The organism is Hymenobacter aquaticus (assembly GCF_004765605.1).
Taxonomy (GTDB): Bacteria; Bacteroidota; Bacteroidia; order Cytophagales; family Hymenobacteraceae; genus Hymenobacter; species Hymenobacter aquaticus.
In genome coordinates, this window is record NZ_SRLC01000003.1 from 405028 (window position 1) to 430060 (window position 25033).

Below are 25033 nucleotides of genomic sequence, written 5' to 3' on the forward strand. Positions count from 1 at the left end.
CGTTTAGCGACGCACCACGCGGCGCGTTGCTTTCTGCCCCTCGGCCTGCACCGTGAGCAGGTAGCTGCCCGCCGCCAGCGTAGCTGGCATGGCCAGCGGCACCTGCCGGCCGACGCTTTGCTGGCGCGCGCGGTACACCACGCTGCCCTGCACGTTGGTGAGGGTCGTAACGATGTCGCCGCGCACCGGCTCGCGCAGCTGCAGGGTCAGCTGGTCGCTGAAGGGGTTCGGGAAAGCACTGGTGAGCAGCGGCGTGGCACTGGCCGTCATCGTCACGGTGACGACGGGCGAGTAGGAAGCCGAGCCGTCCTGGTCGAGCTGGTGCAGGCGGTACGCGTATTTACCCGTGCCCACCGTCTCGTCGAGGAAGTTGTAGGTGCGGGCCGTGCTGCTGGTGCCCGCCGCCGGTTTCGAGCCAACCACTTGGAAAGCCTGGCCTTCAGCGGCCCGCTCTACTTCAAAGCTGCGCGAGCCGTGCTCCGAGGCCGTTTGCCACCGCAGCGCGACGCCCGCTTCGGTAGGCTGGCCCGTGAAGCTGGTCAGCTCCACCGGCAGCGGGTTGACGATAAAGACGTTGGAGGTGAAAACACCCCGGCCGTGCGTGGCGGCTACTACCATCCGGTCGGCTTTACGCACCCGCAACATGTCCACGCGCACGTTGGCCAGGTTGGTGTTAGACACCTGCCACACCACGGAGGCGGCCGTCAGATCGTCGGTGCTCCAGACGCCCAGCTCGGTGGCCACCATAGCCCGCTTGCCGCCGGTGGGGTCAAAAATCACCCAGCGCACCGGCATATCGGGCAGGTTGCCTTCGGCCGAAGCCCAGGAAGTGCCGCCGTTGGTGGTTTGCTGCACGCTGGTAGCGCCGTAGTTGGCGATGGTCACCAGGATGTGCTGGTCGGGGTCGGGGGTTACGGCGCTGCGCTCCACGGCGACGCCGGAAATCGAAACGCTGGAACCGTAGTTATAGATGGTCGTGGCCGTGGCCGTACCGTTGGCGTTGTCGATCCGGATAACCCGCCCCGTGTTGGTACCCACGTACACGCGGTTGTCCACGTTCGGCGACACGGCCACGTGCGTCACCGTACCCGAGCCGGAGGGCAGCGTAATCGTCGACTGGGCCGGGCCGGTCGTGGCGTTGCCAATGGGGCCCGTCGCCCGGATAATCCGTCCCAGCGTAGTGGAGCCGTAGGAAAAATACAGCACGTTGGCCTTGCTGTCGTACTCCATCGGGTTGATGAAAGAGCCCGTATTCGACTCAAATACGGTTTCGGGAAACTGCGTTTCCGCACCGCCCGTGGAGGTACGGTAGATGTTGCTGAAGACGTAGGTAGCAAACTGGTACTGCGGCTGGTCCTCGTCGATAAAGCAGAAGGCGCCGTCCCCGCCGTTGATGTCCCGGGTGGTAGTGCCGCTGGTGCTGCGGAACTGCTGGGTGCCGTTGTCCTGGGCCCCGGCCAGGAAGTAGCTGTAATCGGTGGGGTGAGCCGCTACACTGTAGAACTGCGTGACGTTGAGCCCCGAGTTGATGTGTGTCAGCGTGGGAGTAATAGCCGAGGCATTGGCGGTCCGGGCCACGCCCCCATCATTGCCGAAGAAAGCTATGGCACCCGAGCCGGGCAGAAAGGTAATGGCGTGCTGGTCGGCGTGAATATTCTGGAAGCCAAAGCCGCCGTACCAGTGCGTTACCTGCCGCCAGGTTACGTTGGCGGCGGTGGCAGTAGTGCCATTGGAGGTTTTGAAAATATCTACTCCCCCCACGAACACCGTACCCGGATCCGTCGGCGACACGGCTATTTCCAAATCGTACCAGGCCTGGGTGCGGGTAAAGTCGGCATCCGGAATACCCGTATCAGCGTCGTTCGGCTTTGGGAGGGCCTGCCAGGTATTGCCGCCGTCGGCACTGCGGTAGATACCGTAGAGGGTGTTACGGGTAATAGCCGGGGTGCCGCCGCCGCCGCTGCAGAACATGGCATACATCTGGTCCGGAGCACTTGGGGCCAGCGCCACCTCTACCCGGGTGGTAGTTCCGCTGGGTGGCAGGCCATTACCGGGCAGCGTGTTGAGATTAGTAAACGTCCCGGCATCCCCACTCGGCGAGCGGAAGATGCCTTGTCCCGTAGTACCAGGGCCACTGGCAGCGTATACCGCCCCGGTGCTTGGGTTGATATCTACGTCGCCCACGCTGGTAGTAGTAAAGAGCACGGCCGTCCAGGTAGCGCCGCCATCGGTGCTGCGCCGCAGGCCGCCGTTGGTATTGGCCGCATAAATGCGTCCTGCCCCGTCAACGACAATCTTATTGACGTAATAGAACGAGCTATTCGAGGTGCTGGCCAGCTGGGCCCAGGTTACGCCGTGGTCCGTCGATTTCCAGATACCCAGGCCCCGGATGGCATCGGCGTTGCCAAAACCCTCGCCGGTCCCAAAATACATGATGTCGGAATTGCCCGGGTCTACGGCCAGCGTAGTGATGGCCAGGTTACCGAACAAGTCGTTGACGCGCGTCCAGGTGGGCGTGGTGGCCATAGCGTTGGTCGATTTCCAGAGCCCGCCGCCCACAGACGCGGCCCACACGGTATTACCACTGGCATCGGCCGGGTCGATGAGAATGGACCGCACCCGCCCCCCGATGTTGCTGGGGCCTTTTTCGGTCCAGTTGGCCGCGCTCAGGCTGCCCCCGATTGCCCGGCGGCTGGCCCGTTCGTCGAGCATCTGCTCAATCTGCTCGTGGGCGACCAGCAACCGCTCGCGCGGCACCGTGCCCGTGGCCGGGTCGCGGGTGAAGGCGGCATCCTGAGCTAACGCCAGGTCGGGCCGGTCACGGCGTTTCTCCTCTTCCTCTTCCTCTTCTTCTTCTGCGGCGGAGTTCAGTCCGTGGGGAGCCGGGCGGTGGGGCGCGGAGAGTTGTTGCAGGCTGAAGCTACCGGCGGCAACCCCAATAGTAAGTAAGCTGGCGCATACCCATTGGATGCCGCTTACAGCGCGTAAAGCTGTTTTCAAATGTTGCGGAAAATAAGGCCCAATTATTAGGGATTTCAAATATAAACACTTGTTTCTTTATACCCTACCTTGATTTAATCTCTTTATTCTGGTAGCATCTAAATCTACCGCCGCAAGCCTCGAAAAGCCCAGCATCTGCTGACAGGTAATTCTAAGTCAGATTATTGTTCCATAAAAAAAGGGGAACCCAGCTAGTGGGCTCCCCTTTTTTTATCACGGATACAAAGCTTCGCGACTACCGCTTTAATACTACTTGGCGGGTGGCCTGCTGCTTGGCATCGCGCACAGTTAGCGTATATACGCCGGCGCTCAGATTGCCGGGCACGTTCAGCTTCAGCAAACGGTCGGTGGTCTTTACCTCAGTTTTATACACTACGCGGCCCTGCAGGTCGGAAAGCGTGATGGAAGCCCCACTGACGGCAGCCTGGCTGAGCTCTACGTTCAGCGTCTGCACGAAGGGATTGGGGTAAGCACTGTTGATAAACTTGTTGTTGACGGCTACGGCCCCTTTGCTGGCCAGCGGCACGAACACCTCCGTGGTGTAGAGGCCCCGGCCGTGGGTAGCGGCTACAATCTGCTTGTCCGAAGTACGCATCCGCAGCATGTCGACGCGGACGTTGGCCATGCCCGTGTTGGCAGGATCCCAGGTTACGTCGGTGGCATCCAGGTTGTCGGTGCCCCACACGCCCAGCTCGGTAGCCAGCAGGGCCCGCAGTGGGTTAGCCGGGTCGAAGAGGGCCCAGCGGATCGGCATATCGGGCAGGTTGCCTTCTACGTTGCGCCACGTGGTGCCGCCGTTGCGGGTTTCCCACACGCTGGTTACCCCGTAGTTGGAATACGTGACCAGCAAGTGGTTGTCGTTGCCGGCCTCAGCAGCCACGCACGATACCGAGCCAACGCCGGTCCGGATTTCGGTGATAGTTCGGTTCGCTGGCAATACGGCCAACGCACTGTCAATACGCAGCACTTTGCCGGTGCTGGTGCCGACAAACACCCGGTTGCCCGGCTCTTTCGATACCGTCACGTGCGTTACCGAACCCGAGCCCGAAGGCAGGGCCAGGCTTTGCGTGGTGTTGGAGGTAGTAGCCTTGGGCCACACGAACAGCGTTCCGGCCGTCGAGCCAGCATACATCGTGTTATTCTTGCTGTCGTAATCGGTCGGGTTGATAAACGAGCCGTTGTTGTTATTGATGATCCGGGGAAAAGTGTTGCCGTTATTGATAGACCGGAAGTAGTTGCTGTACACGTAGGACGTGAATTGGTACTGCGGCTGGTCTTCGTCGATAAAGCAGAACGCGCCGTCACCGCCCGAAGCCTCAGTGGTATTGTTAATACCGGCGGCCGTGAATTTCTGGCTGCCGTTGTCTTGGGCACCGGCCAGGAAATAGTCCCGGTTAGTGGGGTGCAAAGCGGCGGCGTAGAACTGGGTTACGTTCAGGCCGTTGTTGCGCTGCTTGAAGGCAACGTTGCCGGAGGTAGTGAAGGCGTTGGTCGTCAGGAATACCCCCCCGTCGCAACCGAAGTAAGCCATGTTGCCATCATTGGAGGCGAAGGCCACGGCGTGCTGGTCGGCGTGGACGTAGGCCGAGCTGGTTTTGCTGGTGCTCCAGAAGGAAGTCTGGTTCCAGACCACGGGCGTAGCGCTGGCATCGAGGGTGCGGAACAGGTCAACGCCACCGATAAAGATCTGGTTGGCATTGCTGGGCGATACGCCGATGGAGAGGTCGTACCAAGCCTGGCCGCGGGTGAAGTCATCCGAGTTTTCCCACCGGGGCTTGTTCAGGGCCGTCCAGGTGTTGCCACCGTCCGCCGAGCGGAAGATGTCCAGAATAGCATCGTTGGTGGCCTGGAACATGGCGTACACGACGTTGGCGTCGCTGGGCGCGCAGGCTAGCTCAATCCGCTCGTAGCCCGAGGTCGGCAGACCCGAGTTGGCGGCCGTGTTCAGGTTGGTCCAGCTGTTGAGGGCACCCGTCGTAGACTTGTAAATGGCATCACCGGTCTGAATGCCCATGCCCACGTAAATCTTGTTGTCGGCACCGATTTCGATGTCGGCAGCCCGGTCGGTAACGGCTCCGGCGCCAGCGCCCAGTACTTTCTCCCACGAGGTGCCGGCGTTGGTGCTGCGGAACAGGCCCGCCCGCGTCGCGGCGTACACGTGCCCGGTGGTGGGGTGCACCACCAGCTTGAGAATGTACTGGAAGTTGATGCTCCGGGAAGTCGAGCTCAGCTGGGTCCAGGTCACGCCGTGGTCAGTCGACTTCCAGATGCCCAGGCCGCGCACGGCGTCGGCGTTGTAGTAGCCTTCCCCCGTACCGAAATACATGATGTCGGGGTTGGCTGGGTTGAAGGCAATGGCCGTCACGGCCAGGTTAGCAAAGAAGTTGTCGATGCTCTGCCAGGTAGGCGTGGTAGCGGTGCCCGTGGTGGTTTTCCAGAGGCCACCACCGGCCGCACCGGCCCATACCGTGTTACCGGTCGCATCGCCGGGGTCAACCACCAGGGACCGTATCCGGCCCCCGACGTTGCCGGGGCCGCGCTCTACCCAGGTCGTCTGGGTCAGGCTGTTCACGGGCAGGCGGCGGCTGGGGCGCTGGGCTAGCAGCTCCTGGGCGTATTCCTGAGCCGCCAGCAGCCGCTCGCGCGGCACATAGCCCAGGGCCGGGTCGAGGGTCCGCTCAACGTCCTGCTCCAAAGCCAGGTCGGGGCGGTCTTCGTTTTCTTCCTCTTCCTCGCCTTCCTCGCCTTCGAGCCGTTGCTCAAGGGTTTGAGACACGCCGGAAAGAGAGGCGCGCTGCCAGAAAAACAGGCCGCCAAAGGCCGTAATGACGCTCAGCAAAAGCAAAGCCCACCACTGCCGGGTGCGTGGAGTTGATGATTTCACGTGTTTAAAGAGTAAAATAGAACAAAAAGGGGGGGATTTGAATGATGACAGGATGCAGAGTAAGTGCGTCTTAATCAGGAATAAATATAATGCTTTTGGTAGTTTTGACCTCACTCCGGCTCCTACATTAATTTTGCATTAATTCTTGAATAAGCTGATAGCCAATATCTTATCCGGATTAGCCCACCCGCTTCTGATGCCTTCGTATCTATTTTATATGATATGTTATCAGTTGCCGGGTACTATTCTGCTGCCCGACGTGGCCGACCGGTGGGTGATTATGGCTATTGTTTTCGTTTTTACTTTTCTGCTGCCGACCCTGGGTACGGGGGTCTTGTACTGGTTTGGCCACGTCGACTCGCTGATGCTGCGGGAGCGGGCCCAGCGGCCTCTGCCCCTGCTGCTGGGCGCGTTCAGCTTTGGCATGGCCAGCATCATTCTGCACCAGCCCGCCATTTTCGACCGGCTGCTCAGCCAGGTGATGACGGGCATGACGCTGGCCGTATTCCTAACCTTTCTGTTTTCCCTGCGCTGGAAAATCAGCGCGCACGGGGTGGGCGTGGGCGGCGCGCTGGGGCTGCTGCTGCTGTTTCACCTCACGGGGCCTTCCGGACCCACGCTCTGGGGCCTGGTGCTGACGGTACTGCTGGCCGGCAGCGTGCTGAGTGCGCGCCTTGCCCTGGGGGCCCATACCCCCGGCGAAGCGTGGGCGGGCCTCAGCCTGGGTATCGGGCTGGTGTTTGGCCTGAGCGTTGGCCTCTGGCTCAGCAATTAAAGCTGAAACCAGAGGCCTGCTTCCGTCATTACGGCCGGTCAGCCATTTCCTGGGCTACCAGGGCCTGCACCTCGGGCCGGTCGTAGTCGGCTTCGGTTTGGATGTGGGGCATCAGGCGGCGCATGATTTGCTCCTGCGCCTGGCCGCTTTGCCAGGCCTCGGCATAGGGCGTGTGCGAAAACGTGACCTGCGAATACAGCGGGGTCCAGTGGCCGGGAAACTGGGCCGCAATCTTGCTCTCTATCTTCTTCTGCAGCAGGAAGCGCGGGTCGCCGACCCGGTCCCGCATTTCCTCGAAGTTATACACGGCCAGGTCGGCAATGGCGTCGGCATCGGGTTTGCGCCGGCGCTGAAACTCGTCGAAAATCCGGTGCCAGTCGGGGCCGAACTGCTCCAGCAGCTGGTCGAGCACGGTGCAGTCTTCGAAGCCGGCGTTCATGCCCTGCCCGTAGAAGGGCACAATGGCGTGCGAAGCGTCGCCGAGCAGCAGCACATCATCGTGGAAAGCCCAGGGAAAGCACCGAATCGTGACCAGGGAGCCGGTGGGGTTGCGGAAGTACTCGTCGGTGAGCTCGGGCATCAGCGGCACCACGTCCGGAAATACCTCCTCGAAGAAGGCCTGCACCTGCTCCGGCGTTTGGAGGGCGGCAAAGGAATGCTCGCCCTCGTAGGGGAAGAACAGGGTGCAGTTGAACGAGCCATCCAGGTTGGGCAGCGCAATCATCATGTACTGGCCGCGGGGCCAGATGTGGAGGGCATTTTTTTCCAGCAGCCACTCGCCGTTCGGGCCCGGCTCAATGTTCAGCTCCTTGTAGCCGTAGTCGAGGTAGCTCTGGGAATAGTTGTAGCGCTCCGTTTTCTGCATAGCGCTACGCACGGCCGAAAAAGCGCCGTCGGTGCCAAACAGCCGCCGAAAATTTACCTGCCGCTCCTCGCCGGTGGTGGTGTCGCGCAGCTCCATGTGCCGGGCGCGGGTGTCGATGCCCAGGCACTGCTGGTTGAACTGCAGGCGCACCCGCGGATTAGCCTCGGCCAGGCTGAGTAGCGTGCGGTTCAGGCCGGCCCGCGACACGGAGTAAATGGCCTGGTTGTCGTGGCCGTAGGGCTGGTAGCTCAGGTTGCCTTGCGCGTCGTGCATCACGCGCCGGTACATCGGAATGGCGACCTGCCGGATTTCGTCGCCGATGCCGACGCCCTCCAGGGCCCGCCAGCCCCGGTCCGACAGCGCCAGGTTGATGGAGCGGCCCTCCACGGCCCCGCTGAGGCGCATGTCGGCCCGCCGCTCGTAGACCTCGACGGTATGGCCGCGCCGCGCCAAGAATAAGGATAAGAGAGAACCAACCAGGCCGGCACCCATGACGGTGAGCGTTTCGGCAGGTTCGGGAGCAGGGAAAGAGGAAGTAGGCATAGTGGGAAACAGGAGAGAAAGAAGAGCGGAACTAGTCAGGGCGAAAGTAACCCTTTCCCGGTAGTTGCTTGGGCCGGAAATTGGCGGGCTTCACCGGCGCACAGTGGAGGTTGGGCGGAAATACGATAATTCCGGGGGCGGGTGCCGTAACTTGCCCCCCGGTTGGCCCGGATTCCGGGGACGAAGAACGATGGAGAAGGACTCGTGGGGGCACGGCAGCCGTACTAATACGTTTTACCAGACACCGGGCGGCTCTTCCAGTCAGCTAGTATAACTTTTTCGATTTACCCGGTGCCGCGGAGCGCGGGGCACTGTAAGGCATGCTTAGAATATTTCAATTGTCTTACCAACAGCAGCAACGTGGCACTCAGGAAGTTGGCATTTGGATATTCGGCATGACTACTATATTTTTGTGAGATTTTCCGCTAGAAAACAAGCTTCTCTCCCACCTTTTGCACACTTTACTATGAGAAAACCCTACAGTTTTCTACTCCTGCTATTTTCCTTACTGTTGGCCAGCAGCTCGGCCTGGGCTCAGGACGACATTACCGTTAGCGGAGTAGTACAAACCGAAACCGGCGAAGCCCTGCCCGGCGCTACGGTATTTGTCAAAGGCACTTTTATTGGCAGCAGCACCGACCGGGAAGGCAAATTCCAGCTCCGGGCCGACTTTAGCGTGCCGCCGGTGGTGCTGTCGGTTTCCTTCGTGGGCTACGAAAGCCGCGAAATAACCCTGCAACAGCCCGACCAGGCCGTGAAGGTGCAGCTGAAAGTCAACTCGGTGCTGACCAGCGAGGTTATTGCCTCGGCCTCGCGCGTGGAGGAAGGCATTCTGCAGGCCCCCGTGACGGTAGAAAAGCTGAACGCCCAGCAGGTAGAGCGCATCACCACCGCCGATTTGCAGGGTGGCCTGAGCCAGTACAAGGGCATCGACGTGAACAGCAGCAGCCTGCTGATGAACTCCATCAGTACCCGCGGCTTCAACTCGGCCAAATCGGAGCGCCTGATTCAGCTGACCGACTACTTCGATACCCAGAGCCCCAGCCTGAACCTGAACGCGGGCAACCTGACGGGCCTGCCCGAGCTGGACGTGGAAAGCGTGGAAATCATTCACGGCCCGGCCTCGGCCCTGTACGGCGCCAACGCCTTCAACGGCGTGCTGCTGCTGAACTCGAAAGACCCCTTCGTGAGTGAAGGCCTGAGCGTGCGGGTGCGCGGCGGCGAGCGGAGCTACTTCGACGGGCAGCTGCGCTACGCCAAGAAGCTGGGCGAGAAGTTTGCCTTTAAAGTGGTGGGCTCCTACACCCGCGCTAACGACTGGCTGGCGGAAAATTACTCGGCCACCAGCACCCTGATTGAGCGGGCCAACAACCCCGAAGGCTCGTCGCTGGGCTACAACGCCGTGAACCGCTACGGCGACGTGAGCAACACCTTCCCCAGCTTGCCCACCCAGCCTGGCTATGCTCAGACGCCCGCGCAGCTACGCGGCAAAACCGTGTTTCTGCCCGGCTACACCGAGCGGGAACTCATCGGCAATGATGACCAGGCCAAGGCTGTCAAGATTCACCCGACCCTCTCCTACCTGCTCACCGACAACGTGAAATTGACCGTGGGCGCCAACTACGCCCGCGGCACGGCCAGCTACCAGAGCAGCAGCCGCTACCGTCTGCGCGATTTTGGCACCAACCAGCTGCACGGCGAAATCAAGGGTTCTAAGTGGTTTTTGCGCGGCCAGACAGTGCGCGACTACGGATCCAACTCCTATGACCTGAGCTTCCTGGGCGCATTCATTCAGACTACCCCCGATCTGAAGGATGCCAACGGCAACCCCACCAGCTACGCGGCCAACTACTTCCAGACCTACGCCCGGGAGTTTGCCACCAAGTACCTGAACGGCACCAACGGCCTGACGGTAGAGCAGGCTCAGCTGGCCGCTCAGCAGGCCGCCAACGCTACCCTGCTGAAGCCTTCGGACCCGCGCTTCCAGGATCTGCGCTCGAAAATCATTGGTGACCCCACGCCGGGCCAGGGTGCCCGCCTGAACCCCAGCTCTTACCTGAACGAAGGCAACGCCCAGTACAACTTCACGCTAGGCGAGAAAACCAGCCTGATTGTGGGCGCGGCTTACCGCAAATTCCGTCTGGGCTCGAATGGCAACTTCTTCTCCGACGACAACGAGCGGATTCAGAACCACGAGCTGGGCGGCTATGCCCAGCTGAGCCACACCCTGCTGGGCGACCGGCTGAAGCTGGCCCTGGCCGGCCGCGTAGATGACTTCAAGAACTTCAGCCCCGCCTTCTCGCCCCGGGCCTCGGCCGTGTACTCGGCCGGCGCCAACAAGGAGCACAACTTCCGCGCCTCGTTTGGCCGGGCCTTCCGCTCGCCGACCCAGCTCGACCAGTACGTGCGCATCGACATTGGGCAGGTGCTGCTGCTGGGCAACGTTGAGGGTGGCTTCCAGGGCTACACCAGCCCCACCGGGCAGGTGGCCGTGGATATTGCCAAGCTGAAGCTGGAGCGCCTGAACACCTACGAAGTAGGCTACAAGGGCACTTTCCGGGATAAGATAGTGGTGGACGTGAACTATTTCCGCAGCTACTACAACGACTTCATCGGGGCCCAGCGTTTCATTGGCAACCGGAACGGCAGCCGCCCGACCAAGGAACAGCTTGACGCTGAAAACGCCCGTAGCGCCCAGGCCGGCACCGGCACTCCCTACCAGGTGCGCACGTCCCAGACCCGCGTCCTGCAGGTGTGGACCAACGCCCGCCAGGAAGTACAAACCCAGGGCGCGGCGCTGGGCCTGAGCTACAACGTGGCCCGCCCGCTGACCATCACGGCCAACTACTCGCTCAACCTGATTGACAAGAGCAAGCTGCCCGAGGGTTTCCAGGCGTTCTTCAACACGCCTAAGCACAAGTACAACCTCGGGGCCAACGGCCTGGTGGCGCGCCACTTCAACTACTCGGTAAACTACCGCTGGGCCCAGGGCCACCTGTACGAAATGCCGTTTGCCGTGGGCACCCTGTCCGACTACAGCTCGATGGATGCCTACGTGGGCTACGTTATTCCGAAGGTCAACACTACCATTCAGGTGGGCGGCTCCAACCTGTTGGACGCCAACAACACCCAGGTGTATGGCGGCCCCAACATCGGGCGCCTGCTCTTCGCCGGCCTGCTGATTGACATCAAGTAGTAAGTCTGAAACGCATAAAAAAAGGCTCCTCAGGTATTGAGGAGCCTTTTTTTATGCGGATATAATCCGGCGGAAAGTCAGGTTGAGGCGGGGGCCGACGCTCTTGCTGGTTTTGGGCACGGCGTGCTGCCAGTGCTGCTGGGTAGCGCCCCGCATCAGGAGCAGGCTGCCCGAAGTCAGGTCGAGGGAAACCGGGGCGTGCGGGGTCAGCAACGGGCGGCGGGGGCGCAGCCGGAACCGGCGGGTAGCCCCCAGACTCAGGGAGGCAATAACCGGCGCGGGGCCCAGCTCGGGCTCGTCGTCGGCGTGCCAGCCCATGCTGTCCGGCCCGGCCCGGTAGAGGTTGAGCAGCACACTGTTGAAGGTAGCCTGCGTGGCGGCTTCGACCTGGGTGCGAAGCAGTTGCAGGGCCGGCGTCCAGGGCTCAGGCTCCCAGACCAGGCCCGAATACGAGTAGCGCGTGCCGGCGTCGCCGTGCCAGGCCGTGAGGCGGGGCTGGGGCACGGCTTTGCCAAACAGCATAATGGATTCCTGGCGCCACGCTATGGTCTGCGTCAGCTCGGTGAGCAGCGCGGCGGCGGCCGGCTCCGGCAGAAACTGCTCGTCGAGCCAGACGTCCGCGTTGGGCAGAAGCAGCCGGGTCAGCGCCACGGGCTTTACTGCTGTTTCATGAACTGCTCCATTTCTACCTGCACGCTTTTGGGCTGCTGCTTGATAAGGAAGGGCAAGGCCTTTTGCAGCCCCCACACCACCAGAAAGCACACCACCATCGGCAGCACGATGCCCCGGCTGCGGTAGGCGGTAGTCTGGACGTAGCGCGGCCAAAACCACAGCAGATACGCCAGCACCGCCGGAATATTGAACAGCAGCGTGGCCAGGAATGGGTTCAGGCCGTGCTGGATGATGGCCCAGGCCATGAGGTTGGAGCCAATCATCAGGTAGACCACGATAAACAGGATCAGCCCCAGCAAGGCGCGCTTGCGGCCCAGCCGGAACATATTCATGCCCAGCAGCACCCCGCCCCCAATCATCATCGACATGGGTAGGATGGAAAACAGGGCAATGGTACCCTGCGAATACAGCTCCGGCACGGCCGCCGCTTCGGCTTCGGGAACTTCGAGCTCGGCGGTCCGCCGCACTTCGGCCTCGCGCAGCGCCTCGGCCTGGGCCTGCACGGCGGCTTCCAGCTCGGGACGCACCAGGGCGGCATCGGGGTGCGGTTGGCCGCGGCGCGCCAGCTCGTCGAAGGCCGCCAGCACGGCATCGTCGCGGTACTGGGCGCGGCCCGTTACGTATTGGCGCAGCTCGGCGTCGGTTTTGCGGGACATTTTCTCCGCGTATTCTTCAGCCATGATCTACAGGTGAACTTGATTCAATGAGGATGTGCCTGTACTTACGTAAAACGGGCAAGAAAAAATGAACAACTATTTGGCTTTTCCGGCCCATTCGGCCAGCACCTCGCCGGCCCGCTGCACGTCGCTGAACGAGTTGTAGAGCGGCACCGGGGCCAGGCGAATCACGTTGGGCTCGCGCCAGTCGGCGATGATGCCCGCGCCGGCCAAATAGTCAAACAGCGCCCGGCCATTTTTGTGTACCAGCATCGAGAGCTGGCAGCCCCGGGCCTCGGGCTGGTGGGGCGTAATGATTTCGAGCACCTGCGGGGGCAGCTCCAGGCGGCGAATCAGAAACTCAAGGTAAGCCGTGAGCTTCTCGCTTTTCCGGCGCAGCGCCGCCATGCCGCCGGCCTCATCCACAATAGCCAGGGCGGCCCGGTGAATGGCCATCGGGAAAATCTGGGCGTTGGAGAGCTGCCAGCCGGCCGCCCCGGGCATGGGCCGGAAGCCCTTCTTCATCTGAAACCGGTCGGCCGGGTCGTGGCCCCACCAGCCGGCCAGGCGCAGCAGGTCGGGGCGGTGGGCAAACCGCTCGTGCACGTAGATGCCGGAGGTGCCGCCGGGGCCCGAGTTCAGGTATTTGTAGGTGCACCAGCAGGCAAAATCCACGTCCCAGTCGTGCAGGTGCAGCTCCAGGTTGCCGGCGGCGTGGGCCAGGTCGAAGCCCACGGTGGCACCGGCGGCGTGGCCGGCCCGGGTAATGGCCTCCATGTCGAAGGCCTGGCCGGTGTAGTAGTTCACCCCACCCAGCAGCACCACGGCCAGCGAGTCGCCCAGCTCCCGGATTTTGGCCTCAATGTCTTCGGTGCGCAGCGTATGCTCGCCGGGCCGGGGCACCAGCTCCACAATGGCCTCGTCGGGCGCGAGGCCGTGCAGCTTCACCTGCGACTCCAGCGCGTACTGATCCGAGGGAAAAGCGCCGCCCTCCATCAGCACCTTGTAGCGCGAGGCCGTGGGCTGGTAAAACGAGATGAGCAGCAGGTGCAGGTTGGTGGTCAGGTTGTTCATCACCACCACCTCTATCGGCTTGGCCCCGACCAGGCGGGCGGTGCTGTCGGTCAGGGTTTCGTGGTAGTGCATCCAGGGCGAGGTGCCGTGAAAATGGCCTTCCACGCCGAGCTTTTCCCAGCTTTCAAACTCCTGCTCTACCGCCGCCCGGGCCGCCTTGGGCAGCAGCCCCAGCGAGTTGCCGCACAGGTACACGCTGGGTTGCCCATCGGAAGCCGGCGGAATGTGAAAGCGCGGCCGGAAGTCGCGCAGCGGGTCGGTGGCGTCGAGGTGGGCGGCAAAGTCGGGAGTGGGCTCGAAAGAAGTCATCGGCGGCAAAGATAGACGCGAACCGCCAGGCGGCGGCCGGAAAGGAGAGTTGCGGGAAGGTTGACCCCAAGCTACCCAAGCCAGTACGTAGCGCCCGGTGCTTTTTAGCACACGCAATTACGGCCGGCGGTGGCAGCTGAGAAGTTAATTCACCCAGATACCCTGCGTGAAGAGAACAAACAAGTAGACCATCACCAGCAGGTTGAGGGCGTAGAGCCCCGTAGCGGCTTCCCGGTACCAGCGGACGGCGTTGGAACTAACGGCCAAGTGAACCAGCGCATACAGCAGAAACAAGGCAAAATAAACGGCGGCCTGACCGGGGTAGAAGCTGCTGAAGCGCCATATTCCCCCCATTGCCAGCACTACCAGCAAGCCCCCACCCAGCACAATGGCCAGCAGCCAGCGCTGCGAGCGGGTGGGCAACGACCAGATCCAGGCCAGGAGCACCACAAAGAAAGGCGAGGCCAGAATGTAGCGGGCCAGGCCCACCAGGTCGCCGCCTTGGTAGAAAACAATGAAGAATCCGGCGCCCACGCAGTAGCCCAGCGAAAACAGCACGGCGCGGGAAGGCAATCCGCCCAACTCCTGCTGCCGGGCCCGCGAGTGGCGCAGCCACCGCAGCCCCAGCACGGCGCAGGCCACCAGTCCCAGCAGGGCAACAAGCACGCCCAGGGCATCGAGCCAGAGCACGTTGATACCGGCTGAGCTGTAGAGTACTTGCTCGGGAAGCCTGATTTTGTGCTGCCACAACTCATGAACGTTGTAAAAAGCCAGGGCATCACCGTGGCTTTGGTACTGAGCAAACATGACGCTACCCACGGCGGCCATGATGGCCAACAGGCCCGTAACCAGGCGAACTACGCTCACGCGCCCCGAGGGCTGCCCCCACCACAGCAGCTCGGCAAACACGTAGGCCGGCACAAACAGCGTCGCGGCGGAACGGCTCAGGCACGCGCCCAGCAACCCAACCACCACCAGCCACTGCCGCTGGCGGTGCATGCCCACCAGCATCAGCGCCGACCAGAGAAAGAAGAACGCCTCCGCATAGGGCACCAGGGTAAAAAACAGCATCGGCGTGGAAAGCACGACCAGCGTCTGCCGAAACGACAAGCGGAAGCCCCAGGCCAACAAGCCGGTGCCCAGCCAGGCGCAGCAGGCATTGACGATGCTCATGGTAGTGGCGCTGAACCCGGCAAAGTGCCACACCAGCGGCAGCAGGGGGAAAAACGCGTTAATTCCATTGGTCGGGTCGTCGTAGCCCGTCTGCGACAACCGGTAGAAAAGGCCGGCGTCCCAGGTAAGCAGGTTCTGGTCGGAAGGCAGGTGCGGGATAATACCAAACGTATACAGCACCGCGTAGGCGGCCACGCCCAGCACAACGTGCAGGAGTACCGCCAGCACTATCAAACTTGCCCGCTTGCGCAGGAAGGCAGGCAGGCGCTGGGCGGCCGGTTGAAGTGATGCAGGATCAGATAAGAGCATCGGCAGGTAGAGTATTCACAAAAAAAGAAAAAGGTATCAGGCGGCCTTCCGGTAGGTCCCTGAAAAGCGGGCAGCTAGTGGACCAAAGCCCTTGCCGGGAGCTGGGCTGCCGCAGCTACTCACTGGTTTCGGCGGCGCCGACCGTAACGGCGCAAAGCATTGCGGCTAACAGCTAGCGTAATTTCTCCACGAACATATCATCGTACTTGATAGTATAATGGCCGCCCCACTGCCACACGTATACTTTTATCACATCTGAGGGCTGCATGTCGGCCGGGAGCTCGTGGGTTTGGTGCACCAGCTCCCACTGGTCATAGCGCTTCACTACATCCTGCAACCCTAGGTTTTGATAGTAGAGCGACTCCTCCCCCCGTTTTATTTCTATTGCCAGGGCGGTATGCACCCGGCCGTGGGGCAGCCACACCCAGCTGCCCACCCGAATGGTTTTGGGATTGTTCAGGTCTTGCCAGGTGCGGGAAAAACCGGGGCCGAAGTCAGCGGTGGCCAGCAGCTGCCCGCTCCAGCGGCCACTGTGCGCCGTACTATCGGTCAGCCACGCCGGAGGCGTCCTGACCCAGCCGTCAATATCCTCGAAACCAATCTGGACAACCTTCTCGGGCACCGCGGAGCAGCTCGTCAGCAGGAAAGCTCCCAGGCTCAGTATCAGCACGGCCGCGCGGGTGTGCCATGCCATCAAATTACTCATGTATCCTTCTATTTGGCCGTAGTTGTAGTAGCGGGCAAGTTACGCCAGCAACCACACTTTTCTACGGCGCGCCTACCGAAAGCCGAAACTATCCGCCCCCAGCCCCAGCCAGTCCAGGGCGTTCTGGCCCAGCATCCGGGCCTTCATTTCGTCGGGAAAGGGCATGGACTCAATCAGCTGGCCGGGCTCCAGCTCGCCCAGGGGAAACGGGTAGTCGGTGCCCAGCGTGATTTTGTCGGCCCCGAGGGTCTTCACCAAATAATCCAGCATCAGCGGGTCGTGCACCAGCGAATCGACCCAGAACTTGCCCAGGTACTCGCGCGGGTTCACCGGGTTGTCGACGGCGCACAGGTCAGGGCGCACGTGGAAGCCGTGCTCGATGCGGCCGATGGTGCTGGCAAACGAGCCGCCGCCGTGGGCCACGGCCACGCGCAGCTTGGGCAGGCGCTCCAGCACGCCCCCAAAAATCAGGGAGCAGAGGGCTAGGGTGCTTTCGGCGGGCATACCCACCAGCCAGGGCAGCCAGTACTTGGGCATTTTCTGCTGGGCCATCATGTCCCAGGGATGCACGAATACGGCCGCGCCCAGCTCCTGGGCGGCGGCAAACACCTCGAACAGCTCGGGCGCGTCGAGGTTCCAGTCATTCACGTGGGAGCCGATCTGCACGCCGGCCATGCCCAGCTCCTTCACGCAGCGCTCCAGCTCCCGGATGGCCAGGTCGGGGGCCTGCATTGGGATGGTGCCCAGGCCCACGAAGCGCGTGGGGTAGCGGGCCACCACGCCGGCAATGTGGTCGTTGAGCAGGCGGCTCAGGTCCAGCGCGTCGAGCGGCTTGGCCCAGTAGCTGAACATGACGGGCACGGTGCTGAGCACCTGCACATCGACGCCGAACTGGTCGTACTCGCGCAGCCGGACTGCGGGGTCCCAGCAGTTGTCCTGCACTTCGCGGAAGAACTTGTCGTCCTGCATCATGCGGGCGCAGCAGGGCTTGTGGTGTTCGAGGCGGATAAAGCCCCCGTAGCCGTACCGCTCGCGCAGATCGGGCCAGGTTTCGGGCAGAATATGGGTGTGAATGTCAATTTTGAGCACGGGTGGGATGCTGCCGACGGGCACGTCGGGGGAAGGAGTGGTAGAGGGAGCCGGGAAAGCAGTGGGTTAGTCTGCCTGCACGGGGGCGGGCGGCGCCATCACGGTGCCGCAGTTGCTACAGGTGCGCTTTTCTTCCGACTGCCAGAAGCGGTTCATGATGGGCGGCAGCTGCTGCACGATGTCGGTAATTTCGGCAAACTCCTCGTAGAGCTTGGTGCCGCAGTTTTCGCAGTACCACTGAAAGCCGTCCAGCTCGCCGGGCGTGCGGTAGCGCTCCAGCACCAGGCCCACCGTGCCGGCCGGCCGCCGGGGCGAGTGGGGCACGCCGCCGGGCAGCAAAAACATTTCGCCCTGCTTGATTTCAATGTCCACGGGCTTGCCGTCCTCGATGATCTTGACCACGATGTCGCCTTCGATCTGCAGGAACAGCTCCTCGCCCTCGTCGTAGTGGTAGTCTTTGCGGGCGTTGGGGCCACCCACGACCATCACGATAAAGTCCTTGTTGTCTTTGAATACCTGCTGGTTGCCCACGGGCGGCTTGAGCAGGTGGCGGTGTTCATCAATCCACTTCTGGAAGTTAAAAGGGCGGGAAACGGGCATGGCGCGAGTGGTGAGGTGGTGAGGTGGTGAAATGGTGAGTTGTTGTTATGGTGGCGCGGGGCTGCGCTACTTGTGCTGATTGAACGGCAAATCACCACCTCACCATTTCACTTTTCCGCCCAACTTACGCAAAACCGCGTAACTGAGCCCGGCAGACCGTTGCCGGCCGTATTCGCCTTACTTTTAACGCATGAATCTCGACCTTACTTCCCATCGCGCCCTCGTGGGGGGCAGCACCCAGGGCATCGGCCGCGCCGTTGCCGAGGAACTGGCCCAGCTCGGGGCTACCGTCACCTTGCTGGCCCGCAACGAGGCGACCTTGCAGCAGGCCGTGGCCGAGCTGCCCCGCCCCCACGGCCAAGCCCACGACTACCTCGTGGCCGATTTCAACGACCCCGACACGCTGGCCGGCCGCCTGCACGACTACCTGGCCGCGCACCCCGAAGGCTTTCATACGCTGGTCAACAACACCGGCGGGCCGGCCGGCGGGCCCATTCTGGCCGCGCCGGTGCAGGCTTTCCGGGACGCATTTGAGCAGCACCTGGTGTGCAACCACCTGCTGGCGCAGGCCGTGGTGCCGGGCATGCAGGCGCGGGGCTACGGGCGCATCATCAACATCATCAGCACCTCGGTGAAGCAGCCGCTGGCCGGCCTGGGCGTATCGAACACGATTCGGGCGGCGGTGGCCAACTGGGCCAAAACTCTGGCCAACGAGCTGGGCGGCGCGGGCATCACCGTCAACAACGTGCTGCCGGGCGCCACCGTCACCCAGCGCCACACCTCCCTGATTGAGAAGCGCGTGGAGCAGACGGGGCAGTCGGTGGAAGACATTGAGGCCAACATGCTGCGCACCATCCCGGCCGGCCGCTTCGGGCAGGCTTCGGAAGTAGCGGCGGCCGTAGCTTTTCTGGCCTCGCCGGCAGCGGGCTACATCAATGGCATCAACGTGCCGGTCGACGGCGGCCGGACCGGCAACCTGTAAGTTCTCCCGCCCCCCAACGGCAACGGGCTGGCCCCACCAACGTGGTAGGCCAGCCCGTTGCCGTTTTGTTTACCGCCGCAGATTACTGCGCGGCAGCCAGGTTGGTGCCGGCCGCCGGCTTGGGCGTCAGCAGGTCAATCTGCAGGTCATCGATGAAGCTGGGGGAGCCGTTTTCGTTCAGCACCAGCACCTTGATAACGTCGTTGGGCTGCACGTCGTCGGGAACCGGGGCGTAGAACCAGGGCTGATTCCAGGCGCGGTTCACGCTCAGGTTGTTTTGCAGGCGCATGCCGTTCCACTGCACGTTCTTGCCGTCGCGCTCAATCGACATGACCAGCTTGGTATTCCAGGCCCCGTAGTCGGAATAAACCTGGCAGGAGGCCCGCAGCCACTGGCCGGGCTGGGCGCGGGCGTCGCCGGCGCGCACCGTCAGGGCGGGGCTGTACTGGCGGGCCGCTTCCGAGTGGAACGACTGTTTGCTGTAGTACCCGACCTCCGCGTTAAAGCCATTTTCCGCACTCGGCGCTTCATTTTCGAAGTCGAGCTTGCCCAGGGTGCGCAGGTCGTAGTCGCGCTCGGGCTGGGGCAGGCGGTTGGGCACGTCGAGCAGGGCGTAGTCGGCTTGGCCGGGCTTGGTTTTGTTGAACACGGCCCAGTAATAGTCGCGGTTCATTTCCTCGGCGTGGATGATGGAGGCCATGTACTGCCAGTGCTGAAACAGGTTCAAATCAATCAGCAGCACGACCAGCACGGCCACGGCCATCTGCAGGGCCCGGCGGCGCTGCGGTTCCAGCAGCCAGGTCAGGAAATACGCCAGCGGCACACTCAGCACCGCGTACGACTGCACCAGGGCGCGCTGCCCGATGCTGCCGCCATACCACCAGATGTCCCAGGCCGATACCACCCACAGGTTAATCAGAAAGTAGGCAACGACCGGCACGGCCAAAGCCCGGTTGCGCCGCCACAGAATCACCATCCCGATAAGGGGCAGCACCATGAGCGGCGTGTAGAGCAGCCAGCCTTTCTTGTAGCTGAACAGCACCTGGTAGGTATGGGGCCGCAGGAAATTAAAGGACTGCTCCTGGTAGCTGTAGAACAGAAAATGACCCGTAGCCCACTTCCAGTACAGCAGCTGCGGCAGCACGCCCAGCACCAGAAAGAAGCCGGCCACCAGTACGTCGGGCCAGCGGCGCAGGGCCAGCAGCAGCTTCTGCCGGGCCGCCCCGATGGACGTGACGCCCCAGAGCACCGGAATCAGGCCCGCCACGGCTTCCGAAGGCCGGATCAGAATCATCAGGCCCAGCGTCAGGCCAATGGCGGCGGCCCACTTCAGGCCGGGCTGCTCGTGCCACCGGATGGTAAGCCATAGCAGCAGGGCGTAGAGCGTAAAGAGGTAGTTGTGGGCCATAGCCCCGTCGAATACCGCGTACTGAAAGTAGTTGCTGCCCAGCACCAGCAGCACCAGCACCAGGGCCGTGACGACGTCGGAGAAGTAGCGCAGCAGCACCCGGCGCAGCAGGCCCAGGCCCAGCAGCGCGTACAGGAGTCCGCCGAAGGCAATGGCAATCTGGTAGGGAGCCGAAAAGCCGTCCTGCGGGTAGTCGAGCAGGCCGGCGGCCCAGTGGCCCAGCCAGAAGAAGGGCGTAAACAGCACGGCCAGGCCGCAGGTGTACTTCATCACCAGCGCCCCGGCGGGCCCGCCCGGCACCTGAAACGCCTGGTAGAACGAGCCGCTGGGGCTGTACTCGCGCATGATGTCGGCCACGAACTTCTGGTACGACAGGTCGTGGTAGATAAACTGGGCGGGCAGGTAGAGGTAATACCCCATCACGTCCCAGGTCAGGATGGCCTGCACGTTGCGCGTGTCCCAGTAGGGTGCCCAGAGGCGGGCTTGCACCATCAGCAGAAACAGCACGACCAGGGCCAGGCCGCTCCACCAGGCCCGCCGCGACGGGGCCGCAGCCGCCGGAGTTGAGGAAAGCATCAGCAGACTTATTTGGCCGGGGCCGCCGTCAGCACCAGGTCGTCGAGGAAGGAGGGCGCCGTGCCCTGCTCATTCCAGAGGTAGATTTTCACCACGTTTTCGGCGCTGGCCGTGGCCGGCAACGTGAAGGGCAACGATACTTCCTCCCACTTGTCGAAGGATTTTACCGCGTCGGCCAGGGCCAAGGAGCCGTAGTAGACTTTGGCCGTGTCCTGGGCGCTCTTGTTGATCTGGACTACCAGCCGGGCGGTGCTGCCAGTGCTGGCGCGCAGGGCCCAGCCCTGAAGTACGTAGCTGCGCGTGAGCTTGGGGTCGAGGCGCCCGAGCGGGGTCACGAACGTGTAGCTGAACGGTATCGACGGCTCGACCTGTAGCGCCCAGCGCCCGGAGTGGGCCTTGGCCGTGGTCAGGGAGCCTTCCTGCACTTCATTCCAGCCTACGCTGGCCTCGAAGTCGTTTGCCATTAGCTGGTTGTCCGGAATTGTGGTGTCGGGGGCCGACTGCTGGCAGCTGGCCAGCGCGAGCAGCGCCGCCCAAGCCAGAGGGAGGGTATGCGTGAATTTCATAGAAAGGGAAATGAGTATATGGCGATATTCAGGCAAAAAGGACAGCAGCTCACGCCCACCCTGGGCCAATAGAAAGGGCTTCCGGGGTTCCAAGACAGATAGTTCAACTGCTCTCGTCACCACAGAAGCCCTGCTATAGCGGCGGCTGTCAACAGGCTCTACGAAAGGAGCCTGGCGCTACAGCCCGGTTTATTCAACCGTCATGATTTGCAGGTCGTCCAGGTACACGGGCTTGCCGGCGTTGTTGCCCCACGCGTACACTTTCAGCACCTGATCGAAGGAGATATTTTCGGGCAGCTCAACTTCGGCCTTCATTTCACTCCATTCGCCGGGCTTGGCCTTTCCGGCCAGCGGCAGGCCTTTCCAGAAGACATGCTCGCCGCTGCCGGGCTTCGTCACCTGAATAACCAGCTGCGTGGGCGTATTCTCTTCTTCGGTTCGCACCCAGGCCTCTACGCTTACCTTCCGGGGCTTGGTTGCCATCAGTTCGCCCAGGGGAGCCGTGAACGTTGTGCCGTATTCCTTGCCACCGCCCACGGTGAGGGAATAGCGTCCGCTATGAGCAAATTTCTTCGTCAGCGAACCGGCAGTATTGTCGACCCAGCCCTGCAGGCCATCGAAGTCGGTTTTCACCAGGGTTTTGTCATCCTTGCCGGATGCACCATCACCATCCTTGTTACAGCTGGTCAACAAAAGGGCTGTGAGCAGCAAAGAGCATGATGCAGTAAGAGTGCGCATAAAGTTTTTAAAGAAGAAAGTGAAGTACTGCTGTGTGGTATACCCGAAGGAAATGAAGAATCGACGCTGTGAAGCCCGGCTCGGGCCCGGCAGTTGAAGACCAGGCAAAAGCAGCGGCCCGCCCGCTGGCACAACACGTTGCGCAAGTAGACTGGCTACAAAAGTAATTGAGAGAATTGAGTGCTGAACATTTCTTTGCGATATAAAATACCGCTGCCCCGCTGGTGTTTCCCGACGCATTTTGCGGGCCCGCAGCAGGCCGGTGCCGGCATAGCCCACCACGCACCTGCCGAACCGGCGCGCGGCGGCGGCTAAGAAGCCCGCATGACTGGCCTCACCACCACAGCTACCAGCCAATGCGTTTTCCGAAAAGAAACCTGCTGGAAAGGCTAAGAACCAAAGATAGAGGCCTTAGCTAGTATACGAACGGTTATTGTCCGGTCAATGCCTTAGTTTTGACGGCTTGAACCGAGGCGGGTAGTACAGCCGGGAGGTCGAGCCTCTTTCTCCGAACACGCTGCCGTTATTTCTCCACATGATTTCTTTTCGCCGCAATACACCGCATTGGCTGGGCATGGCCGGGGTCGGGCTAGCTGCTGCGGGGCTGCTTGCCACGCTATTCTCCGCCGTTTTACGCAACCCCGATGACTACTTCTTCTCGGCCGGCGGCGACGGGTTGCAGAGCTACTTTGTTACTACCTATTATGCGCTGTACGATTCCGGGTCCCATTTCTCCGGCATGAACTACCCGTTCGGGGAAAATTTCAACTACCCGAACTTACAGCCGCTGATTGCCTGGCTGATCAGCGTATTGCAGCGCCTGGGCATTCCGGCGGCCCAGCACACGGTCGGCATCACTAACATGGTGGCGTTGCTGGGCGTGCTGCTTACGCCCCTGGTGCTGTACGCCATTCTGCGGCGCACGCGCATGGGCGTAGGCTATGCGGTGGTACTGGCCCTGATTATCGGCTTTCTTTCGCCGCAGGTGCAGCGCCTCGGCGACCATATGTCGCTGAGCTACGCCTGCTTTGTTCCCCTGCTGTGGTATTTCATTATCCGGATGCAGGACGAGCCGCGGCGCAACCGTTGGTACGTGCTGTTCGCGGTCAGCAGCCTGCTCATGGGCATGGTGCAGCCCTACTTCCTGGCCTGCGGCACTTTCTTTCTGCTGTGCCACGTGCTAGTGCTGGCGCTGCGCCCCACCCGGTCGTGGCCGCAGCTGGGGCGCATGGCCGCGGCGGCGCTGCTGCCGCTGCTGCTGTTCCGGGTGCTGCTCTGGGCCACCGACCCAATCACCGACCGGCCCCCGAACCCCTACGGCTTTCTGACCTACATGGCCACGCCCCGGGGCGTGTTCACGCCCTACCTGGAGCCGTTGCGCAGCCTGTGGATAGCCGTTTTCCCCACCGAAGACATTGCCTTCGAGTCAATGTCGTACGTGGGCCTGGTGAGCACCGGTATCCTGGCTATTTCGGGGCTGCTGCTGCTGGGGCGCCTCTGGAAGCGCCGCCGCCAGCCCCGCCGCATGCTAGGCCGCAGCCTGCCTCAGCACCTGCTAACCGGGTTGCTCGCCTCGGCCCTGCTGCTGGTGTTTTCCTTCGCGGTGCCTTTTATTTTCCCCGGCTTCGAGAACCTGGTGCAGTACCTGGGCCCGCTAAAGCAGTTTCGGGCGTTGGGCCGGTTTGCCTGGCCTTTCTACTATGCGCTCAGCGTTTATTCGGCCTACTACCTCTACCGGCTGTTGCGCTACCAGCGCCAGCACCGCGTGCCGCTGCTGGCCTTGCCTTGGCTTCCCCTTCTGCTGGCTTTCTGGGCGGCCGAAGCCTGGATTAACATCTCCACGAAAGCCAAAACGGTAGAGCAGGGCGTGGGTGCCCAGGCCTACCTCGACCCCGCCACCAGCCCCGTGCAGCAACTGAGTTGGGCGAACCGCCGACCATCCGATTTTCAGGCAATTATGCCGCTGCCCTACATTAACAAGGGCACCGACCGGATCGACCTCAACGGCTCGGCCGCCTCGGCTTACCAGGGCTACAAGCTCTCGTTGGCCATGGGGCTACCGGTTCTGTCCACCTACATTCCGCGCTCCTCCATCGAGCAGATGCTGCGGCACGTGCAGCTGCTCAGCAGCCCGCTGATCGACAAACCGTTGCTGCGGCAATTTCCCTCGGCCAAGCCCCTACTACTGGTCGTGACGCCCGACGTGCTGACGCCCGAAGAGCAGCGCCTGGTCAGTATTGCCAAGCCCCTGCTCCAAGCCGAAGGCGTAGCACTCTACGAGTTGCCCATTGCGGCGCTGGCGGCCACGACCCTAGCCCAGGAGCGGACTAAAGCGGCCACCTTGCTGCCAACCCTCCCCAAGCGTGCCAACAACCTGTACGTGACTACTGACCGCGGCATTGTGCACCTGCCCTTCGATCAGAATCCGGAGCGCCGGGGCCGCCTAGCACCCGGGGCCTTCTACGAGAAGGCCGAAAAGCAGAGCATGCTCTACGATGGCCCGATTCCGACGCCCGCCGATACGGGCCGCTACGAAGCCAGCGTCTGGATCAATGGCAAGATGGACTATGGCTACGGCTACATGCTGGTCAAGCAGTTCAGCAACGGAACCCAGGTGGACGAGCAGGTGGCCGACGGCCGGCTGGCTACTGAAATTGCCGGCGACTGGGTGCGCATGCGCGTCCTGTTTCGGCCCGCGCCGAACGTAGACCGGATTCAGGTGCTCTACGGTGGCCGCGACGTGCTGGCCGATGACTTTTTGCTCCGGCCCCTGAACACGGATGTGTACTGGCTTGATGCCCAGAAGCAACCGATTCTCAACGGCTACCAACTCGGGAAATAGCGGTTCTCTTGGTCTTTGACCAAGAGGCGACGCGACTTTGCGTGCTGGGCCGCGCGCCGTGCTACACACG

17 protein-coding genes are annotated in these 25033 nt (G+C 62.2%); 4 read left to right on the plus strand and 13 right to left on the minus strand.

Features of this window, described 5'->3' with window-relative positions:
• Positions 1–3: 3 nt before the first annotated feature.
• Complete coding sequence (locus E5K00_RS21565) at positions 4–3000, minus strand: T9SS type A sorting domain-containing protein (protein WP_135465384.1); 2997 nt, start codon at positions 2998–3000, stop codon at positions 4–6.
• Between the two features lie 235 nt (positions 3001–3235).
• Positions 3236–5884, minus strand: a complete 2649-nt coding sequence (locus tag E5K00_RS21570; protein WP_135465385.1) for a T9SS type A sorting domain-containing protein — start codon at positions 5882–5884, stop codon at positions 3236–3238.
• Positions 5885–6101: 217 nt separating this feature from the next.
• On the opposite strand from E5K00_RS21570, the gene E5K00_RS21575 reads away from it, so the two are divergent.
• Entirely contained in the window at positions 6102–6659 is a 558-nt protein-coding gene (locus tag E5K00_RS21575; protein WP_135465386.1) for a hypothetical protein, read from the plus strand.
• 28 nt (positions 6660–6687) lie between these two features.
• Here E5K00_RS21575 and E5K00_RS21580 read toward each other — a convergent pair whose 3' ends face one another.
• Positions 6688–8067 carry an FAD-dependent oxidoreductase gene (locus E5K00_RS21580; protein WP_135465387.1) on the minus strand — a complete coding sequence of 460 codons (1380 nt, stop codon included), beginning with the start codon at positions 8065–8067 and terminating at the stop codon, positions 6688–6690.
• A 466-nt stretch (positions 8068–8533) separates the two neighbouring features.
• Between E5K00_RS21580 and E5K00_RS21585 the strand changes: the two genes are divergently transcribed.
• Positions 8534–11263: a TonB-dependent receptor gene (locus E5K00_RS21585; protein ID WP_135465388.1), complete on the plus strand. Its 2730-nt coding sequence runs from the start codon at positions 8534–8536 to the stop codon at positions 11261–11263.
• Positions 11264–11314: 51 nt separating this feature from the next.
• Here E5K00_RS21585 and E5K00_RS21590 read toward each other — a convergent pair whose 3' ends face one another.
• The 7 genes from E5K00_RS21590 to E5K00_RS21620 form a co-directional block, all read right to left on the minus strand.
• Positions 11315–11914, minus strand: a complete 600-nt coding sequence (locus E5K00_RS21590; protein WP_135465389.1) for an alpha-ketoglutarate-dependent dioxygenase AlkB family protein — start codon at positions 11912–11914, stop codon at positions 11315–11317.
• A gap of 5 nt (positions 11915–11919) precedes the next feature.
• Positions 11920–12615, minus strand: a complete 696-nt coding sequence (locus tag E5K00_RS21595) for a hypothetical protein (RefSeq protein ID WP_135465390.1) — start codon at positions 12613–12615, stop codon at positions 11920–11922.
• Positions 12616–12687: 72 nt separating this feature from the next.
• Complete coding sequence (gene kynU / locus E5K00_RS21600) at positions 12688–13974, minus strand: kynureninase (RefSeq protein ID WP_135465391.1); 1287 nt, start codon at positions 13972–13974, stop codon at positions 12688–12690.
• Between the two features lie 144 nt (positions 13975–14118).
• Positions 14119–15456 carry a hypothetical protein gene (locus tag E5K00_RS21605; protein ID WP_135465392.1) on the minus strand — a complete coding sequence of 446 codons (1338 nt, stop codon included), beginning with the start codon at positions 15454–15456 and terminating at the stop codon, positions 14119–14121.
• Positions 15457–15628: 172 nt separating this feature from the next.
• On the minus strand, positions 15629–16150 hold the full coding sequence (locus E5K00_RS21610; protein ID WP_135465393.1) for a hypothetical protein: 522 nt from the start codon (positions 16148–16150) through the stop codon (positions 15629–15631).
• A gap of 84 nt (positions 16151–16234) precedes the next feature.
• Positions 16235–17275 (minus strand): amidohydrolase family protein, encoded by a 1041-nt coding sequence (locus E5K00_RS21615; protein ID WP_245328389.1) that lies wholly within the window; start codon positions 17273–17275, stop codon positions 16235–16237.
• Between the two features lie 42 nt (positions 17276–17317).
• On the minus strand, positions 17318–17851 hold the full coding sequence (locus tag E5K00_RS21620) for a 3-hydroxyanthranilate 3,4-dioxygenase (RefSeq protein ID WP_135465394.1): 534 nt from the start codon (positions 17849–17851) through the stop codon (positions 17318–17320).
• A gap of 190 nt (positions 17852–18041) precedes the next feature.
• On the opposite strand from E5K00_RS21620, the gene E5K00_RS21625 reads away from it, so the two are divergent.
• Entirely contained in the window at positions 18042–18833 is a 792-nt protein-coding gene (locus E5K00_RS21625; RefSeq protein WP_135465395.1) for an SDR family oxidoreductase, read from the plus strand.
• 82 nt (positions 18834–18915) lie between these two features.
• On the opposite strand, the gene E5K00_RS21630 is transcribed toward E5K00_RS21625, so the two are convergent.
• The 3 genes from E5K00_RS21630 to E5K00_RS21640 form a co-directional block, all read right to left on the minus strand.
• The gene (locus E5K00_RS21630; protein WP_135465396.1) at positions 18916–20817 is read right to left on the minus strand and encodes a hypothetical protein; all 1902 of its coding nucleotides are present in this window, start codon (positions 20815–20817) and stop codon (positions 18916–18918) included.
• Between the two features lie 8 nt (positions 20818–20825).
• Positions 20826–21383 carry a carbohydrate binding domain-containing protein gene (locus tag E5K00_RS21635; protein WP_135465397.1) on the minus strand — a complete coding sequence of 186 codons (558 nt, stop codon included), beginning with the start codon at positions 21381–21383 and terminating at the stop codon, positions 20826–20828.
• Between the two features lie 189 nt (positions 21384–21572).
• Positions 21573–22478: a hypothetical protein gene (locus tag E5K00_RS21640; protein ID WP_135465398.1), complete on the minus strand. Its 906-nt coding sequence runs from the start codon at positions 22476–22478 to the stop codon at positions 21573–21575.
• A 178-nt stretch (positions 22479–22656) separates the two neighbouring features.
• Between E5K00_RS21640 and E5K00_RS21645 the strand changes: the two genes are divergently transcribed.
• Positions 22657–24963 (plus strand): hypothetical protein, encoded by a 2307-nt coding sequence (locus E5K00_RS21645; RefSeq protein WP_135465399.1) that lies wholly within the window; start codon positions 22657–22659, stop codon positions 24961–24963.
• Positions 24964–25033: the final 70 nt, after the last annotated feature.

Coding starts and splice junctions, on each gene's coding strand:
- E5K00_RS21605 (WP_135465392.1), bottom strand. CDS start 15,456: ATGCTCTTATCTGATCCTGCATCACTTCAACCGGCCGCCCAGCGCCTG.
- E5K00_RS21575 (WP_135465386.1), top strand. CDS start 6,102: ATGATATGTTATCAGTTGCCGGGTACTATTCTGCTGCCCGACGTGGCC.
- E5K00_RS21645 (WP_135465399.1), top strand. CDS start 22,657: ATGATTTCTTTTCGCCGCAATACACCGCATTGGCTGGGCATGGCCGGG.
- E5K00_RS21580 (WP_135465387.1), bottom strand. CDS start 8,067: ATGCCTACTTCCTCTTTCCCTGCTCCCGAACCTGCCGAAACGCTCACC.
- E5K00_RS21610 (WP_135465393.1), bottom strand. CDS start 16,150: ATGGCATGGCACACCCGCGCGGCCGTGCTGATACTGAGCCTGGGAGCT.
- E5K00_RS21630 (WP_135465396.1), bottom strand. CDS start 20,817: ATGCTTTCCTCAACTCCGGCGGCTGCGGCCCCGTCGCGGCGGGCCTGG.
- E5K00_RS21595 (WP_135465390.1), bottom strand. CDS start 12,615: ATGGCTGAAGAATACGCGGAGAAAATGTCCCGCAAAACCGACGCCGAG.
- E5K00_RS21635 (WP_135465397.1), bottom strand. CDS start 21,383: ATGAAATTCACGCATACCCTCCCTCTGGCTTGGGCGGCGCTGCTCGCG.
- E5K00_RS21625 (WP_135465395.1), top strand. CDS start 18,042: ATGAATCTCGACCTTACTTCCCATCGCGCCCTCGTGGGGGGCAGCACC.
- E5K00_RS21585 (WP_135465388.1), top strand. CDS start 8,534: ATGAGAAAACCCTACAGTTTTCTACTCCTGCTATTTTCCTTACTGTTG.
- kynU (WP_135465391.1), bottom strand. CDS start 13,974: ATGACTTCTTTCGAGCCCACTCCCGACTTTGCCGCCCACCTCGACGCC.
- E5K00_RS21620 (WP_135465394.1), bottom strand. CDS start 17,851: ATGCCCGTTTCCCGCCCTTTTAACTTCCAGAAGTGGATTGATGAACAC.